Raw genomic sequence first — 16,585 nt, forward strand, 5'->3', positions numbered from 1 at the left:
CCCGGAGGAATTCACCCGGACGGCGGGCGCGGGACACTGCTCCCGCACCCGCCGTCCGGGCGCTCAGGCGGGGCGCTTGAGGACGGTGAGGCTCCGGCCGATCAGCGAGAGGTGCTCGCCCGCCGCGACCTTGGGCCCGCTCCCGGGCGGCACCCCTTCCGGGCGGCCCGTGTCGACCACGACCTCCCACTGCGCGCCGTGGTTGACGGGGACCGCGAAGTCCAGCGTCTCCGCACCCGCGTTGAACATCAGCAGGAAGGAGTCGTCGAAGATCCGCTCGCCGCGCGGTCCGGGCTCCGAGATGGCGTGCCCGTTGAGGAAGACGGTCATGGCCTTGGCGTGCGCGGCCTGCCAGTCCCGCTGGGTCATCTCCGCGCCTTCGGGCGTGAACCAGGCGATGTCCGAGAGCTCGTCGTGGGTGCCTTCGACGGGACGCCCGTGGAAGAAGCGGCGCCGCCGGAACACCGGATGGTCCCGGCGCAGCCAGACCATGGCCCGGGTGAACTCCAGCAGCCCGTCACCCGGTTTCCGTACCGCCTCCGCACCATCCTCCCCACCCTCGCCGGCCTCGCCCGGTTTCCGGGCGGGATCGGGCCAGTGCACCCAGGAGAGTTCGTTGTCCTGGCAGTAGGCGTTGTTGTTGCCGTTCTGCGTGCGGGCGAACTCGTCGCCGTGGCTCAGCATCGGCACGCCCTGCGACAGCATCAGCGTGGCGATGAAGTTGCGCATCTGCCGCGCCCGCAGTTCCAGCACCCCGGGGTCGTCGGTCTCGCCCTCCGCCCCGCAGTTCCACGAGCGGTTGTGGCTCTCGCCGTCGCGATTGCCCTCGCCGTTGGCGTCGTTGCGCTTGTCGTTGTACGAGACGAGGTCGTGCAGGGTGAAACCGTCGTGGCAGGTGGTGAAGTTGATCGAGGCGAGCGGGCGGCGGCCGTCGTCCTGGTAGAGGTCGGAGGAGCCCGTCAGCCGTCCCGCGAACTCCGCCAGCGTCCTCGGCTCGCCCCGCCACAGGTCGCGCACGGTGTCGCGGTACTTGCCGTTCCACTCGGTCCACAGCGGCGGGAAGTTGCCGACCTGGTAGCCGCCCTCGCCGACGTCCCAGGGCTCCGCGATCAGCTTGACCTGGCTCACCACCGGGTCCTGCTGCACCAGGTCGAAGAAGGACGACAGCCGGTCCACCTCGTGGAACTGGCGGGCGAGCGTCGCCGCCAGGTCGAAGCGGAACCCGTCCACGTGCATCTCGGTCACCCAGTACCGCAGCGAGTCCATGATCATCTGGAGTACGTGCGGGGACCGCATGAGCAGCGAGTTCCCGGTGCCCGTGGTGTCCATGTAATAGCGCTGGTCGTCCGTCAGACGGTAGTACGAGGCGTTGTCCAGCCCCCGGAAGGAGAGCGTCGGGCCCAGGTGGTTGCCCTCGGCGGTGTGGTTGTAGACCACGTCGAGGATCACCTCGATGCCCGCCTGGTGCAGCGCCCGGACGGCCTGCTTGAACTCCAGCACCTGCTCCCCGCGGTCGCCCCAGGAGGCGTACGCGTTGTGCGGGGCGAAGAAGCCGATGGTGTTGTAGCCCCAGTAGTTGGCGAGCCCGGCATCGGCCAGACGGTGGTCCTGGACGAACTGGTGCACCGGCATCAGCTCGATCGCCGTGACGCCCAGCTCCGTCAGATGGGCGATCACCTCCGGATGCGCAAGGCCCGCGTAGGTGCCCCGCAGCTCCTTCGGCAGCCCCGGGTGGAGCATCGTCAGGCCCTTCACATGGGCCTCGTAGATCACCGTGCGGTGGTAGTCCGTACGCGGCCTGCGGTCGTCGCCCCAGTCGAAGTACGGGTTGACCACGACCGAGCTCATCATGTGCGGCGCCGAATCGAGGTCGTTGCGCGCGTCGGGCCGCCCGAAGGGGTAGCCGTACACCGCCTCGCCCCACTCGATCTTCCCGGCGACGGCCCGCGCGTAGGGGTCGAGCAGCAGCTTCGCGGAGTTGCACCGCTGCCCGTTCTGGGGTTCGTAGGGCCCGTGCACGCGGAAGCCGTACCGCTGACCCGGCATGATGCCGGGCAGGTAGGCGTGACGGACGAACGCGTCGGTCTCGCGGAGCTCGACCGCCGTCTCGGATCCGTCCTCGTGCAGCAGACACAGCTCGATGCGGTGGGCGGCCTCCGAGAAGACCGCGAAGTTGGTCCCGGCGCCGTCGTACGTGGCGCCGAGCGGATACGCCTGTCCCGGCCAGACCTGCATAGATATGACTCTTCCACTTCTGATCCGGGTGTGGTGCGGTTCTTCAGCCAGATAATCCCCGAAAGAGGCGCGCACACCTAGTACGTCGGCCGGTGCGGTCGCGAACGGGAGGCGTCGTGCGCCGTGTACCCCGGCGCGGGCCGTCAACACGCCGCACCGCGCGACACCCCTTCGGCCCGCACGGGTCCGGCGGACCCTCGCGGTCGCCCCGAACACGGGCCCACCGCTGGTCACCTCACTATGAATCAGCTCACTCCGTCCCGGCCCCCGCCAGGGAACCCGTGCTTTCGGTACACCAGTTGACGGAGCGTCCTCGGCAGGGGGCTGCACGGGTCCGTGCTCGCGGAGTACCCTTCCGTGATCGTTGGGTGGGGGAGTGGAAGGCGGTGCGCGGGTGAGCTCGGGAGGGTTCGAGCTGCCTCCGGGTGACGTGAGTCACGAGGGGGAGTCGAACGACGGACCGCCCGGGACGGTATCCCTGGCGCAACCCCTGGAGATCGGCGCGGAGCTGGGATGGAGCGCCGAGGACTGGGGCGAGGTGCGGACACGTGCCCAGCGCGCCGGCCGTGCGTACATCTGGCTGAATCTCGTCGAACAGCGGCTCCGCGCGGTCGTCTCCGCCGTGCTGCGCCCCGTCTACGCTCCGGTCAACGGCGAGGACTGGGTGGTGGCCGCCGCCGGGCCCGCCGGGCAGGAGTGGGTGCAGAGGGCCGTCGCGGTGCGTGAGGTGTCCCGCAGGAAGGGCTATCTGCTCGACCCGGCCGACGACAACGTCCTCAGCTTCCTGACTCTGCCTCAGCTGCGCGAGCTGATGGTCCAGCACTGGCCGTGCTTCGAGCCCTACTTCGACGACCGGCGCGACGTGGAGCTGGCCCTGGACGAGCTGGAGGTCGCGCGGAACGTCGTCTCCCGCAACCGCGCCCTCAACGAGGCCGTCCACGCCCAGGCCGAGCGCGCCTCCCAGCGGCTCCTGACCATCCTCGGCGGCGGGGCCGCCGTCCCCTCCTCCGACCGGCTCCCCGTCGACGCCGTCGAGTCCCTGGTCGGCGACCGGTACGCCGACGTCGTCCAGGTCCACCCCGACCGGGTCCGGCTCCAGCGCCAGCTGCCCGCCGAGGACCTGTTCGGCAACGCGCGCCGGCTCGACGCGATCGGCATAGGGCTCAACCTGCTCGTCCAGAACTTCTCCGGGCGCCGCCTGGTCCGTCTCGCCGAGACCGGCTGCCGGATCAGGCTGCTCTTCATCAACCCGGCCAGCAGCGCGGTCCGCCGCCGCGAACGGGAACTCAACCTCCGCAAGGGCGAGCTGAGCCGGTCGGTGGAGATGAACATCCTCCACATGCGACGGGTGCGCGCCCGACTCCGCGACCCGGGAGCCTTCCAGATCCAGGTGTTCGACGAGACCCCGCGCTTCACCGCCTACCTGGTGGACGGCGACGGCCCCGACGCGGTCGGCGTCGTCCAGCCCTATCTGCGCCGCGCCCGCGGGATGGAGGCGCCCGTCCTGGTCCTCCGGGGCGGCGGGCGTGCGGTCGTCCGCGCGGGGCAGGAGGCCGAGCACGGGCTGTTCGAGACGTACCGCGAGGAGTTCGAGTCGGTGTGGACCGACTCCCGCCCGGTCTCCTGAGGCTCGCGGAAGCCCTTCCTGAGGCTTCCCGAAGTCCCTCCGGGAAACACCGGACCGTCCTCCGGGCGGCGCCGGGCCCGGCCGCCCGCCGACCCCGCCCGCCGACCGGTGTGTCAGTGGTGCGTGGCAGGGTGTTCCTCACTGGGGGTAAGCACCATGGAGGAGGTACGGGATGAGCTGGATCAGTGGGCCGCTGGTGGCCTTCGACCTGGAGACCACGGGCACCGACGTCGAGACCGACCGCATCGTCACGGCGGCGGTCGTGCGGCTCGATCCTGACGGGACGGTCGCGGAGGAGCGCACCTGGCTGCTCGATCCGGGGGTGGCCATACCCGAACAGGCCTCGGCGATCCACGGCATCTCGACCGACCGTGCGCGCGAGCACGGGGCGCCCGCCGCTGCCGCCGTCGAGGAGATCACGCGGACCGTCGCCGACGGGCTGCGCTCGGGGACGCCCCTGGTGGTGATGAACGCGCGCTACGACCTCTCCCTGCTCGACCGCGAGTGCCGACGCTACGGCGTCGAGTCGGTCAGCGAGCGGCTGGGCGGCGCGCCCTCACCCGTCATCGATCCGCTCGTGATCGACAAGCACGTCGACAAGTACCGGAAGGGAAGGAGGGCCCTCCACGCCCTCTGCGCCCACTACGGAGTACCGCTCGACGCCGCGCACGACGCGAAGGCGGACGCCGTGGCAGCCGCCCTGGTGGTGCGCCGGATGGCGGAGAGGCACCTGCCGGTCGGAGCGATGTCCCTGGCGGACCTGCACGACCTCCAGGTGCGCGCGGCTGCCGAGCAGTCGGTCTCCTTGCAGGCCTATCTGCGGCGTACCGCCGACCCGGCGGCAGTGGTCGAGCCCGCCTGGCCGCTCGTTCCCCGGAGCGGGTGACCGCCTTCGGGAGCCGGACCGCCCCGGTGTCATGTCGCCGCACCCGCACGGTCCGGTGAAGCGCCTTCCCCGCCGTGCGGCGCCGGGACGCCCCGACGGCCCGTGCGGTCCATCTCACGCCATTCCGGCCGCAGTCCGGCCAGGTTCGTGGTGAGGAAGTACAGGGCCCCGCAGGTGAGCAGCACCGGTGTGAGCCCGAGAGCGGTCACCGCCGCCCCGGCGAGAAGCCCGCCGACGGGGATGCCGGCCCAGGCCAGCGAGTCGCCGAGCGCGTTGACCCGGCCCAGCATGCGGCGCGGCACCCGCTCCACGAGGACGGCTCCCAGCACGGGGTTGATGAAGCCCCCGCCGAAGCCGGCGACGGCGAAGACGGCGACGACCGTCCACAGCGGGGCGTCCGAGGCGAGGACCAGGAATCTCGGAGCCCCGATGAGGAGGAACCCGCCGAGGACGACGAACTTGCGCCGGAGCCCGTGCGCGGTCGCCGCGGCGATCAGGCTCCCGGCGACCGCCGCCACGCCCAGCGCACTGCCGGTCAGACCGATCGCGGCCGGGCCGTGGCCGGACTCCCGGGCCCACAGGGGGATGAGCACGGAGTTGATGGCGGCGTCCAGCAGGTTGGTGACGCCCACCGTGACGATGACGGTGAGCAGCAGGGGTTCGCCGCGGAGGAAGGTGAAGCCTTCGCCGAACCGCCGCCAGTAGCCCGGTTCCTTCGAGCCCGCAGCCACCGGTTCCTGGTCGGCCGCCCGCCCGACGCCGCGGGGCAGAGCAACTCCGATGATGATCGATCCGAGCGCGAAGGAGGCGGCGTTGAGGGCGAGTCCGGTCAGGGTACCGAGCAGCGCCACCAGGGAACCGCCCACGGCCGGCCCGAGGGTGGACGCGAGGCGCTCGATCACGCCGGACACGCCCATGGCGCGCTCCAGCGGTACTCCGCCGCGCTCGGCCGCTTCCGGCACCATGACTTCCTTGGCCAGGTCGCCGGGGCCGCGGGCCGCGCCGACCACCGCGACGAGGGACAGCAGGAGCGGAAAGGACAGCAGGTGCAGGGCGTGGAGGAGGGGGACCAGGGCGGCGGCGACCGCACTGACCGTGTCCGTCGTCCACGAGACGACCCGTGGGCCCATGCGGTCCACCACCGGCCCCGCGAGCGCCTTGACCAGGACGTACGGAGCCATCTCGCAGAAGGCGACCAGTCCGGTCCGGGTGGCGCTCCCGGTCGTGACGAGCACGAACCAGGGGAGAGCCACGGCCGAGATCCGCGTACCGGTCAGCGATACGGCCATGGCCGCCAGCACTCCGCCCAGCGGCCGTAAGGACCGCCCGTCGGGTATGCCGCCGGTGACCGGGGCAGTAGCCCCGGTCATGACTCCTCCGACGCGATCCCGGAGCCGGTGCGCTCCTCGGGCGGAACGCGTGTGTCCGGCTCGGGCAGGATGTGTGTGATGAGGTCGACCCGCTGCGCCCCCTTGGGAGCACCGGCGGCGGCGTCCGGGCCGTCCGCCCGGTAGCGGGCGACGACGGCCCTCAACTCCTGCCGCAGGGACACGGCTTCGTCGGGGGTGAGCCACAGGGACCAGTCGCTCATGTCGAAGGTCCCCCGCCACGCCTCGGGCAGTGTCTGCACCTCGTTCAGCGCCTGCTGGGCGCGCAGGGTGTAGGTGGCGGCGACGGACTGAAGGTACGCCAGCGCTGCTTCGGGCTCCTGGTCGACCAGGTTCCAGTCGCTGAGCTCGGTCGTCCGGTGGACCGAACGCCACCAGCGTTCCCGCGCGTTGCCGCGCTCCGCGTCCTCCTCGACGAATCCGGCCGCACCGAGTTGACGCAGGTGATAGCTGGCCGTCCCGGAGTTCACCCCCAGCCGCTCCGCGAGGCGGGTCGCGGTCGACGGGCCGTGGCTCCGCAGCACCTCGACCAGCTGCACGCGCAGCGGATGCGCCAGGGCGCGAAGTCCCTTGGCGTCCAGGACGACTGAGTTCTTCTCGGTGGAGCCGTCGGCTCTCTCCGTGGCATCGGTCATGGCGTACACCGTAGACCGCAAAGAGTTCTTCGCAAAGGGTTGTTTGCGAAGAACTCTTTGCGGTCTCTGTCCGGCAGGGATCGACGGGAGGGGCCGCCGCACCTCAGAAGGGGTACCACCGCACCTCCGGGTCGCCGTCCCGGAGCGAGGCGACCCGGCGGCGGAACTCGTCGAGCGCCTTCGGGTTGGCCGGAGCGTGCTGGGCGACCCAGGCGCAGCTCGCCGTCTCCCGCGCCCCGCGCAGCACGGCGCAGCCGTCCCACTCCCGTACGTCCCAGCCGTAGGCGGCGGTGAACGCGTCGTACGCGTCGGCGGGCAGCCCGTACCGGTCGCGGGAGAGCGCGAGCACCACGAGGTCGTGCTCGCGCAGGTCGAAGGAGAAGGTCTCCAGGTCCACCAGCACCGGGCCGTCCGGGCCGACATGCACGTTGCGCGGCAGCGCGTCGCCGTGCACGGGGCCCGGGGGCAGGTGCGGTACGAGCGCGGCGGCGGCAGCCGCGAAGCCGTCCCGGCGCGCGCGCAGATAGTCGGCGTCCGCCGGGTCGATCGCGTCGCCCGCCAGCTGGAGCCAGCGCTCGACCCCGCCGAGCAGCTCGCGGCGGGGCAGGGTGAGGTGCTCCGGCGCGGGCAGCGCGTGCACCAAGGTCAACAGGGGGGCCAGATCGCGCGGTTCGGGCGCCCGCACGGCGTCCGGAAGCCGGTGCCAGAGGGTCACCGGGTGCCCCTCCACCATGCGGGGCGCGGGCTCGGCGGCGCGTACGGCCGGGACCCCGCAGTCCGCGAGCCAGCCGGCCACGGCGACCTCGCGTGCGGCGCGTTCGCGCAGCTCCGGGTGGTGCGTCGCGTCGCGGCCGACCTTGACCACCAGATCACCCACGGCGAAGGCCGCGTTCTCGCCCAGTGCCAGGAGTTCCGCCCCGGAGGCGGGACCGGAAGAGCCTTTTCCGGCCAGTCCTGCCGCGGTCAGTACCTCGCGTGCTCGCTCTTCGTTCATGGCCCGATTTTCGCATTCCCGCAGGCCACCTTGACGAACGGTCGGCTCGTCAGGACCATGACGGAGGCCGGGTGAGCGGCCAGAGCGGCAGGAAGCCGATCAGATGAGACGAAGAGGGCAGACAGTGACATTGGCGACTCCGGCCGCGACGGAGCGGACGGGCGGTCGGTGGTCGGGCGGTCGGTGGCCGAGGCAGCGCCGCGCGGACGACGGGCGCGGCGGCGAACGGGCCGCCCGGGACAGGGCCACCTGGTTCCTGGTGCTGCCCGCGCTCCTCCCGATCCTCGTCCTCAGCGTCGGACCGCTGCTCTACGGCATCGGGCTCGCGTTCACCGACGCGCAGTCGGGCCGCACCCGCTCCACCCAGTGGATCGGCGCGCTGAACTTCCAGGACCTCCTGCACGACACCCTCTTCTGGGACTCCTTCCGGATCGGACTGCTCTGGGCGGTCGGCGTCACCGTCCCCCAGTTCGTGCTCGCCCTCGGCCTCGCGCTGCTGCTCAACGAGAACCTGCGGATGCGCTGGCTGGCCCGCGCGCTGGCGATCATCCCCTGGGCGATGCCCGAGGTCGTCGTCGGCATCATGTGGCGGCTGGTCTACAACCCGGACGCCGGCATCCTCAACGAGACCATCCGCGACCTCGGCCTCGGTGACGGCCGCGACTGGCTCACCGGCTTCGGTACCGCGCTGCCCGCCGTGATCGTCGTGGGCGTCTGGGCCGGAATGCCCCAGTCCACCGTCGCCCTGCTGGCCGGACTCCAGAACACCCCGCACGAACTCCACGAGGCCGCCGCCCTCGACGGCGCCGGGGCCTGGCGCCGCTTCCGTACCGTCACCTGGCCCGCACTCAAACCCGTCGCGCTCTCCATCACGGCGCTCAACTTCATCTGGAACTTCAACTCCTTCGCCCTGGTCTACGTCCTGACCAGCGGCGGACCCGGCGGACGGACCCGGCTGCCGATGCTCTTCGCGTACGAAGAGGCCTTCCGGTACGGACAGTTCGGCTACGCGGCGGCGATGGGCTGTGTGATGGTCGCGGTGATCTCCGTGATCCTCGCCGTGTACCTCGCCGGCCGGCTCCGGGGAGGCGACGACAAGTGAGCATGCGTACCGGACGTGCCACCCGCGCGGGGCAGTACCTCGCGCTCACCGGGTACCTCGTCTTCCTGGCCTTCCCGTTCCTCTGGCTGATCTCCACGGCCTTCAAACCCGCCCGCGAACTGGGCTCGCTGCACCCCACCTGGATTCCCCGGCACCCCACCCTGGACAACTTCCGCCAGGCCTTCGACGAGCAGCCGCTGCTCCAGGCCGCCGGGAACTCGGTCCTGGCCGCCGTCAGCGCCGGAATGATCTGCGTCCTGATCGCCACCCCGATGGCCTACGTGATGGCCCGCCACCGCGGCAAGCTCTCGGCCGCCGCCACCGGCTGGGTCGTGATCAGCCAGGCGTTCCCCTTCGTCCTGCTGATCATCCCGCTCTTCCTCATCCTCAAGAACCTGCACCTGATCAACTCCCTGGCGGGCCTGATCATGGTCTACGTCGTCTGGTCGCTTCCCTTCGCGCTCTGGATGCTGGTCGGCTACGTCCGGGCCGTCCCCGCAGAACTGGAGGAAGCCGCCTCCGTCGACGGCGCCGGACGCCTGCGCACCCTCGTCTCGGTCACCGCCCCGCTGCTGGCCCCCGGCATCGTGGCCACCGCCCTCTTCGCGTTCATCACCGCCTGGAACGAGTTCTTCTTCGCCCTCGTCCTGCTCAAGACCCCGGAGAAGCAGACCTTGCCGGTCGTCCTCACCCACTTCATCGGAGCCGAGGGCGCGGCCGACCTCGGTCCGCTCGCCGCCGCCGCGTTCCTCGCCACCCTGCCCTCGCTGCTCCTCTTCGCCTTCATCCAGCGCCGGATCACCGGCGGCATGCTGGCCGGGGCGGTGAAGAGCTGATGCGCGCGCTCACCAGGGCGGCCGCCGCGGCGGCCACCGCGCTCACCCTGCTGCTCGCCGGATGCTCCGGCGGCGGCGCGGACGGCACCGACGCCGACGGGACGGTGCACCTGCGCTTCCAGTCGCTGGCCTGGCAGACGGAGTCCGTCAAGGCCAACAAGGAACTCGTCGCGGAGTGGAACGCCACCCACCCCGACATCCAGGTGGACTACGTCCAGGGCAGCTGGGACAGCGTCCACGACCAGTTGCTGACCTCGTTCGAGGGCGGCGAGGCGCCCGACATCATCCACGACGCCTCCGACGACCTCGCCGACTTCGCGTACGGCGGCTACCTCGCCGATCTCCGTACCCTCCTGCCCGGCCGGCTGACCGAGGACATCCCGGCGGCATCCTGGTCCACCACCACCTTCGACGGCGGCGTCTACGGCGTGCCGTTCCTCCAGGAACCCAAGGTCCTCATCGCCAACACCAAGATCCTCAGGGCCTCGGGCGTCCGCATCCCCACCGCCGACCGGCCGTGGAGCTGGCAGGAGTTCCGCCAGGTCACCAAGGAGCTCACCGGCAAGGGCCGGTACGGGGTCGCCTGGCCGCTCAAGGAACCCGTCTCCGTCACCCTCAACCTCGGGCTCTCCGCCGGAGGACAGCTCTTCCACCGGGGCGAGGACGGGAAGGTGGACCTCCGCTTCGGCGAGGGCGACTCCGTGGTGCCCCGGACCATCCACGACCAGGTCACCGTCGACCACAGCGCCGCCCGGACCGCCCTCGGCATGGGCGGTTCCGACACCCTGCCCGGGTTCTTCGGCGGCAAGTACGCCATGGTGCCGCTCGGCTTCGCCTACCGGCAGCAGGTCGTCGAACAGGCCCCCGAGGGCTTCGAGTGGAGCGTGCTGCCCGCACCCGCCGGCAGCGACGGCACGGCCCAGGGGGTGAGCCCGCAGACCCTCTCCGTCTCCGAGGACAGCCCGCACAAGAAGGAGGCGGTGGAGTTCATCGACTTCCTGCTCGACCCGCCCAACACGGTCCGCCTCGCCAAGGGCGACTGGATGCTGCCCACCGGCACGAAGGCGCTCGCCGACCCGGCTTTGCACACCGAGGACCAGGGCTGGGCCACCGGCACCGCCCTGGCCCAGCAGCTCCGACCGGCCCCCGCCCAGTCCGTACGCGGCTACCCGGAGTGGAAGGACAAGGTGGCCACCCCCGCGCTCCAGGAGTACTACAGCGGCACGATCGGCCTCGACGAGCTGACGGACCGGCTGGTGGACGACGGGAACCGGGTCCTCGCCCGCTACCAGCGCTGACCCGCCGGACCCCGCCCGTGCGGGGGAGCGGCTGCACGGTGGGCCGCCCGCGCGGCGCGTGGCTGCGCGGGCGGCTGCCCGTGCGCGGGCCGTGGCTACACGGTGGGCCGCTGGAGCCAGAGCCACTGCGCGTAGGTGAGCGTCCCGTGGTCGGCGGGCTCCCGGGTGACCAGGCTCCCGTCCCGCATGGCCCGGCCCATCGCGCCGGGCAGCGGGACCTCCACGACCGGACCCCGCTTGCCCGTGTGGTGCGCGTACGCCCTGACCATCGCGGACATCGACTCGACCCGCGGCCCGCCCAGGTCGGGGACGCGCCCCGCAGGGGAGCCGGTGGCCAGCTCCACCAGCCGCTCGGCCACCTCGCGGGCGGCGACCGGCTCGGACTTCATCCTCGGTACGGCCACCAGCGGGCCCACCCTGATCTGCCCGTGGATCTGCCCCGCGAACTCGTGGAACTGCGTCGCCCGCAGGATCGTCCACGGCACCGCGCCGCTCTCGACCAGCCGCTCCTGGGCCACCTTGCCGGCGTAGTAGCCGTGCGGGGCCCGGTCGATGCCGACGATCGACAGCGCGACGTGGTGCCCCACCCCGGCCGCCTGCTCCGAGGCCTGCAACAGCCGGGTCACCGAGGTGAAGAACTCCGCCGACGCCTTGGCGGACATGGTCTGCTTCGACGTCACGTCCACCACCGCCGTGACCCCCTGGAGCGCCTCGTCCGCACCGGAGCCGGAGACCAGGTCGACACCGTTCGAACGGGACAGCACCACCGCCTCGTGGCCCCGCTCGCGGACCACGTCGACCACATGCCGCCCGACGGTGCCGGTGCCGCCGGCCACTGCGATCTTCACGCGGATCTCCTGTCACCGGGCATCGGGCTTCGAACGGATCTTCCAGGGAGAACTCCGCCGACCTGCTCCGGCGCCCTCCGGCACCGATCATCCCTCCGCCCGGGGCGGTCGGCACGCGGGCGCCCGGACCGGGGAAGGCGGCCTTCGGCCGGACGGCCGAGGGAATTCCTCCGTCCCGGATCACCTGTCCGGGGCAGCCCTTAGGGTGAGCCCCATGACGACGACGTACGCACTCCTGCTGCGCGGCATCAACGTCGGGGGCCACCGCAGGGTGCCCATGCCGGAACTGCGCGCGCTCCTCACGGAACTGGGCCACAGCGGTGTGACCACGTACCTGCAGAGCGGCAATGCGGTCCTCACCGCGACGAGCGACGACGAGAAGGAGGTCGCGGCGGAGATCGAACGGGCCGTCGAGAAGCACTTCGGGTTCGCCGTCGACTGCCTCGTCCGCTCCGGCGCCTACCTCCGCGCCGTCGCCGACGCATGCCCCTTCCCCGCCGCGGAGTTGGAGGGGAAACAGCTGCACGTCACCTTCTACGACGAGCCGGTCACCGAGGACCGCTTCGCACCGGTGGACCCCGCCGCCCACCTGCCGGAGGAGTTCCGGCTCGGCGACCGCGCCCTTTACCTCTACGCCCCGGACGGCCTCGGCCGCTCCGACCTCGCCGCCGCCCTCGCCCGGCCGGCCGTCACCAAGGGGCTCGTCGCCACCAGCCGCAACTGGAACACCGTGGCCAAGCTCGTGGAGCTGACCCGTGACTGAACTCCCGTACCCGGTGGCCGAGGCCATCGAGAACGAGCTGCGCCTGCTCGACCCCGAGGTACGCGGCTCAGCGCCGCTCCTCGCGACGGTGCTGCACCCCGAGTTCCGCGAGATCGGCACCAGCGGCCGGCTCTGGGACCGCGCCGCGATCATCGCGGAACTCACCTCCGAGGCCACCACCCGCCCCGGCCCGCTGACCGCCTCCCGGATGGAGGGCGTCGAGCTCTGCCCCGGTCTCGTCCACCTGACCTTCGACACCGAGCACAAAGGCAGCCGCGCACACCGGAGTTCACTGTGGCGGCTGACCGACGGGGGCTGGCAGCTCTACTTCCACCAGGCCACCCCGTTCGTCGAGGACCCGTTCAACCAGGCCTGATCCGGGGCGCGCCCCGGATCAGCGGCGGGTGACCCGCTGTGCCCGTGCGCTCCAGCGACCCTCCGTGCGCGTGATGCGCACCGGGTGGCCGAAGCAGTCGCTGACCCGGTCCGTGGTCAGCACCTCGTCGGCAGGCCCCGACGCCACACACTTCCCGCCGCGCAGCAGCATCGCGTGCGTCGTGGACGCGGGCAGCTCCTCCAGATGGTGCGTGACCAGCACCGTCGCCAGCTCCGGGTGCTCCTCGCGCAGGGCGTCCAGACTGTCCAGCAGCTGCTCCCGGGCCGCCAGGTCCAGGCCGGTGGCCGGTTCGTCGAGGAGCAGCAGCCGGGGACTCGGCATCAGGCTGCGCGCGATCAGCGTCCTGCCCCGCTCGCCCTGGGAGAGCGCAGGCCAGCGCGACGCCTCCTTGCCGCCCATCCCGAGCATCGCCAGCAGCTCGTCCGCCCGCGCCCGCTCGTCGGCGGTCGGCGACCAACGCGGCAGCGGCTCGACCGAGTTGGTGAGGCCCGTCAAGGCGACCTGGCGAACCGTCAGCGATGATTGGAGCGGGTGGCGGGGGTTGACGTGCCCGAGCAGCGTACGCAGCTCCCGCAGATCCACCCGGCCCAGCGTCCTGCCGAGCACCTGCACCGTGCCCCGGGTGGGGTGGGTGACCGCGCCGAGCAGCCCCAGCAGGGTGCTCTTCCCGGCGCCGTTGGCACCCAGGAGCGCCCAGTGCTCGCCCTGCCGGACGGTGAGCGAGACGGTGTCCAGGATCGCCCTGCCGTCACGGACCACGGCGACCTCGTCGGCGTGGATCACCGGTACCGGCTCCGCGGGGGAGGGCTCGGCGGGGAAGGAGTGGGGGCGGGCGACGGGGGCCGTGGTCACGATGGTTGCTCCTTACATCCATGCATCCGACCTGTGGACCTTATCGGTCCGGGATGTGGACGTGGAGCCGGGTCGGCCACCCGGGGACGCTTTCCGGCCGACGAGGCCCGCGAGGCCCGCGAGGTCGCGGTCAGGCCGACGAACCCGATGAGGTCGCGGTCAGGCCGACGAACCCGATGAGGTCGCGGTCAGGCCGACAGGGGAAGCGCCCGGGCCGCCCGCGCCTCGTCGTACCGCGCCAGCAGCAGCCGGGCCAGGGCCGGGGAGGCCCCGAGCACCTCGGAGAGCACGTCCGCGCCGGCCTCGGCCGCACCCGCGACGATCCGGTCCGGAAGCCGGCCGGGCGCGATGACGTACGGCGCCACGGCCACCCGGTCCACCCCCTCGGCGCGCAGCGCGCGCACCGCGTCCCCGGTGCGGGGGAACCCACCGGGCGCATTGGCGGAGGCGAACGCAGGCCGCACGGCGCACCAACCGGTGTGCCGCAGCTCCCGCGCGATTTCAGCGATCACTGCGATCGCCTCCGGGTCCGTGGAGCCCGCCGAGGCCAGAACCAGCCCCGTCGAGCGCTTGTCGGCGGCGGTGAGCCCGGCCTCGTACAACCGCTGCTCCAAGGCGGAGTGGAGCAGCGGGGACGGGCCGAGAACGCCTGCCTGCCGGATGCGCAGCCGGGGCAGCCGGGCCCCGGCCTCGCGCAGCACCGACGGGATGTCGGTCTTGGCGTGGAAGGCCCGGGTGAGCAGCAGCGGCAGCGCGACGACCTCTTCCGCGCCCGGGGCGCCCGAGTCGCCCGAGGTGCTCAGGGCGTGCAGGCGTTCCAGCACCCTGGGCACCGACGGCGCGTTGAAGTCGAGGAAGCCCGTCTCCACGCGGAGCCCCGGCCGCAGCGACCGTGCCCGCGCGGTGAGCGCGTGCACGGTCGCCGCGTGCCGCGGATCGCGGCTGCCGTGGGCGATGACGAGGAGGACGGGTGCGTGCATGGAGGTGACTCAGTTCTTGACGAGAAGACCGCGGCTGCGCAGCACCCACCGCTCCAGCGGACTGAAGATCAGCAGGTCGATCGCGACGCCGACGAACAGGATGAGCAGGATCGACAGGAAGATGCCGGGCATGTCGAAGTTGTTGCGGCCGTTCTCCAGCAACTGCCCCAGCCCCAGGCCGAGATCGGGGGAGGAGGCGATGATCTCGGCGGCCATCAGCGAGCGCCAGGAGAAGGCCCAGCCCTGCTTCAGCCCCGCGAGGTAACCGGGGAGTGCCGCCGGCAGCACGATGTGCCAGGTGCCGCGCAGCCCGGTGGCGCCGATGGTGCGGCCCGCGCGGAGGAAGAGCGGCGGGACCTGGTCGACGCCGGAGACCAGGCCGTTGGCGATCGACGGTACGGCGCCGAGCAGGATCACCGCGTACATCGTCCGGTCCACGAGACCGAGCCAGATGACGGCCGGGGCGACCCAGGCCACCGAGGGCAGCGACTGGAGACCGGAGAGGATCGGGCCGAGCGCCGCGCGGACGACCCGCACCCGGGCCACCAGCAGGCCGAGCGGGGTACCGATGACGACCGCGAGCACGAAGCCGAGCAGGCCACGCGAGACGCTGGTCCAGATGACCTCCAGCAGCGTGCCCTTGACCCACATGTCGGACGCGCTGTCCCAGACGGCGGACGGCGGCGGCAGCTTGTAGTCGTCGGTGACCTTCGCCCAGACCAGCACCTGCCAGACCAGGACGACCAGGACCACCGCGAGGACCGGCGGCAGGACCTTCTGGCCGAGGATCTCCCGTACCGGGGTGCGCCGGACCTGTACGGCGTCCAGCGCGTCGAGCCCGGCCTCCAGGCCCGCGAGGTCGTCGCGCTTCGCGGTGCCGGCGCCGCCCACCGGGTCGGCGGACTTGATGTCAGTGCTGGCCATGGCGGCGGATCTCCCCACGCAGTTCTTCGGTGATCTCGACGGAGAGCTCCGCCACGGCGGAGTCCTCGATGCGGCGCGGGTGTTCGATGCCGACCGTCCACTCGCGGGCGATCCGTCCCGGCCGGGACGACAGCAGCACGACCCGCTGGGCGAGGCGCACCGCCTCGCGCACGTTGTGGGTGACGAAGAGGACCGAGGCGTTGGTCTCCCGCCAGATCCGGGTGAGTTCGTCGTGCAGCACGTCGCGAGTGATCGCGTCGAGCGCCGCGAACGGCTCGTCCATCAGCAGCAGTTGGCTGTCCTGGGCGAGCGCGCGGGCCATCGCGACCCGCTGGCGCATACCGCCGGAGAGCTCGTGCACCCGCTTGCCGTACGCCCCGCCGAGGCGTACGAGTTCGAGCAGCCGCTCCGCCTCGGGGCGGCGCTCGGCCTTGGCCACCCCGCGCAGCCGCAGGGCGAGTTCGATGTTCTTGCCCGCGGTGAGCCACGGGAAGAGGGCGTGCTCCTGGAACATCAGGGCCGGCCGCCCGCCGGGGGTCTCGATGGACCCCGCGGACGGGCGGTCGAGCCCCGCCACCAGGTTGAGCAGCGTCGACTTGCCGCACCCGGAGGCTCCCAGGAGGGTGACGAACTCGCCGGGAGCGACATCGAGCGTGATGTCGTCCAGGACGAGCTGCTGACCGGTGGGTCCGGCGAAGGACTTCGAGACGTGGGTGATACGAGCGGCGTGCTCGACCGACGCGCGGTCCTCGGCCTTGGTGAGGGTGCTGGTCGCCATGGTCGTCACCTCCTGGGAATCCTGGTTCGGGTGGGCGGACGG

16 protein-coding genes are annotated in these 16,585 nt (G+C 72.0%); 7 read left to right on the plus strand and 9 right to left on the minus strand.

The features are described 5' to 3' along the window. Nucleotides 1-63: 63 nt before the first annotated feature. The gene (gene glgX / locus OG599_RS28135) at nucleotides 64-2,235 is read right to left on the minus strand and encodes a glycogen debranching protein GlgX (RefSeq protein ID WP_327178762.1); all 2,172 of its coding nucleotides are present in this window, start codon (nucleotides 2,233-2,235) and stop codon (nucleotides 64-66) included. Nucleotides 2,236-2,629: 394 nt separating this feature from the next. On the opposite strand from glgX, the gene OG599_RS28140 reads away from it, so the two are divergent. Continuing rightward, nucleotides 2,630-3,862, plus strand: coding sequence for an SAV2148 family HEPN domain-containing protein (locus OG599_RS28140; protein WP_327178763.1), 1,233 nt, complete (start codon nucleotides 2,630-2,632; stop codon nucleotides 3,860-3,862). 172 nt (nucleotides 3,863-4,034) lie between these two features. Then, on the plus strand, nucleotides 4,035-4,748 hold the full coding sequence (locus OG599_RS28145; protein WP_327178764.1) for a 3'-5' exonuclease: 714 nt from the start codon (nucleotides 4,035-4,037) through the stop codon (nucleotides 4,746-4,748). A 29-nt stretch (nucleotides 4,749-4,777) separates the two neighbouring features. On the opposite strand, the gene OG599_RS28150 is transcribed toward OG599_RS28145, so the two are convergent. The 3 genes from OG599_RS28150 to OG599_RS28160 form a co-directional block, all read right to left on the minus strand. Further along, nucleotides 4,778-6,118 carry an MFS transporter gene (locus OG599_RS28150; RefSeq protein ID WP_327178765.1) on the minus strand — a complete coding sequence of 447 codons (1,341 nt, stop codon included), beginning with the start codon at nucleotides 6,116-6,118 and terminating at the stop codon, nucleotides 4,778-4,780. Beyond that, a complete protein-coding gene (locus tag OG599_RS28155; RefSeq protein ID WP_327178766.1) occupies nucleotides 6,115-6,771 on the minus strand; it encodes an ArsR/SmtB family transcription factor in 657 nt (218 codons plus the stop codon). The genes OG599_RS28150 and OG599_RS28155 overlap by 4 nt, the downstream gene beginning before the upstream one ends. Nucleotides 6,772-6,874: 103 nt before the next feature. Beyond that, nucleotides 6,875-7,765, minus strand: coding sequence for a phosphotransferase enzyme family protein (locus OG599_RS28160; protein ID WP_327178767.1), 891 nt, complete (start codon nucleotides 7,763-7,765; stop codon nucleotides 6,875-6,877). Nucleotides 7,766-7,889: 124 nt separating this feature from the next. On the opposite strand from OG599_RS28160, the gene OG599_RS28165 reads away from it, so the two are divergent. The 3 genes from OG599_RS28165 to OG599_RS28175 are packed head-to-tail and all read left to right on the plus strand — an operon-like array spanning nucleotide 7,890 to nucleotide 11,001. Beyond that, a complete protein-coding gene (locus tag OG599_RS28165; RefSeq protein WP_327178768.1) occupies nucleotides 7,890-8,867 on the plus strand; it encodes a carbohydrate ABC transporter permease in 978 nt (325 codons plus the stop codon). Further along, on the plus strand, nucleotides 8,864-9,703 hold the full coding sequence (locus OG599_RS28170) for a carbohydrate ABC transporter permease (RefSeq protein ID WP_327178769.1): 840 nt from the start codon (nucleotides 8,864-8,866) through the stop codon (nucleotides 9,701-9,703). The genes OG599_RS28165 and OG599_RS28170 overlap by 4 nt, the downstream gene beginning before the upstream one ends. After that, the gene (locus OG599_RS28175) at nucleotides 9,703-11,001 is read left to right on the plus strand and encodes an ABC transporter substrate-binding protein (RefSeq protein WP_327178770.1); all 1,299 of its coding nucleotides are present in this window, start codon (nucleotides 9,703-9,705) and stop codon (nucleotides 10,999-11,001) included. The genes OG599_RS28170 and OG599_RS28175 overlap by 1 nt, the downstream gene beginning before the upstream one ends. Before the next feature lie 95 nt (nucleotides 11,002-11,096). Here the strand turns inward: OG599_RS28175 and OG599_RS28180 are convergent, their stop codons facing one another. Next, complete coding sequence (locus OG599_RS28180) at nucleotides 11,097-11,849, minus strand: SDR family oxidoreductase (RefSeq protein ID WP_327178771.1); 753 nt, start codon at nucleotides 11,847-11,849, stop codon at nucleotides 11,097-11,099. A 214-nt stretch (nucleotides 11,850-12,063) separates the two neighbouring features. On the opposite strand from OG599_RS28180, the gene OG599_RS28185 reads away from it, so the two are divergent. Continuing rightward, complete coding sequence (locus OG599_RS28185; protein ID WP_327178772.1) at nucleotides 12,064-12,612, plus strand: DUF1697 domain-containing protein; 549 nt, start codon at nucleotides 12,064-12,066, stop codon at nucleotides 12,610-12,612. Next, nucleotides 12,605-12,988, plus strand: a complete 384-nt coding sequence (locus OG599_RS28190; RefSeq protein WP_327178773.1) for a nuclear transport factor 2 family protein — start codon at nucleotides 12,605-12,607, stop codon at nucleotides 12,986-12,988. The genes OG599_RS28185 and OG599_RS28190 overlap by 8 nt, the downstream gene beginning before the upstream one ends. Before the next feature lie 18 nt (nucleotides 12,989-13,006). On the opposite strand, the gene OG599_RS28195 is transcribed toward OG599_RS28190, so the two are convergent. The 4 genes from OG599_RS28195 to OG599_RS28210 all read right to left on the minus strand — a co-directional run bounded on the left by OG599_RS28195 (nucleotide 13,007) and on the right by OG599_RS28210 (nucleotide 16,543). Next, nucleotides 13,007-13,864 carry an ABC transporter ATP-binding protein gene (locus OG599_RS28195; protein ID WP_442809717.1) on the minus strand — a complete coding sequence of 286 codons (858 nt, stop codon included), beginning with the start codon at nucleotides 13,862-13,864 and terminating at the stop codon, nucleotides 13,007-13,009. 185 nt (nucleotides 13,865-14,049) lie between these two features. Next, on the minus strand, nucleotides 14,050-14,841 hold the full coding sequence (locus OG599_RS28200) for a sirohydrochlorin chelatase (protein WP_327178774.1): 792 nt from the start codon (nucleotides 14,839-14,841) through the stop codon (nucleotides 14,050-14,052). Nucleotides 14,842-14,850: 9 nt separating this feature from the next. Next, a complete protein-coding gene (locus OG599_RS28205) occupies nucleotides 14,851-15,765 on the minus strand; it encodes an ABC transporter permease (protein WP_327178775.1) in 915 nt (304 codons plus the stop codon). Then, nucleotides 15,752-16,543 (minus strand): ABC transporter ATP-binding protein, encoded by a 792-nt coding sequence (locus OG599_RS28210; RefSeq protein ID WP_327178776.1) that lies wholly within the window; start codon nucleotides 16,541-16,543, stop codon nucleotides 15,752-15,754. The genes OG599_RS28205 and OG599_RS28210 overlap by 14 nt, the downstream gene beginning before the upstream one ends. Nucleotides 16,544-16,585 lie beyond the last annotated feature (42 nt).

Origin of the sequence: Streptomyces sp. NBC_01335, from assembly GCF_035953295.1 — a bacterium.
GTDB lineage: Bacteria > Actinomycetota > Actinomycetes > Streptomycetales > Streptomycetaceae > Streptomyces.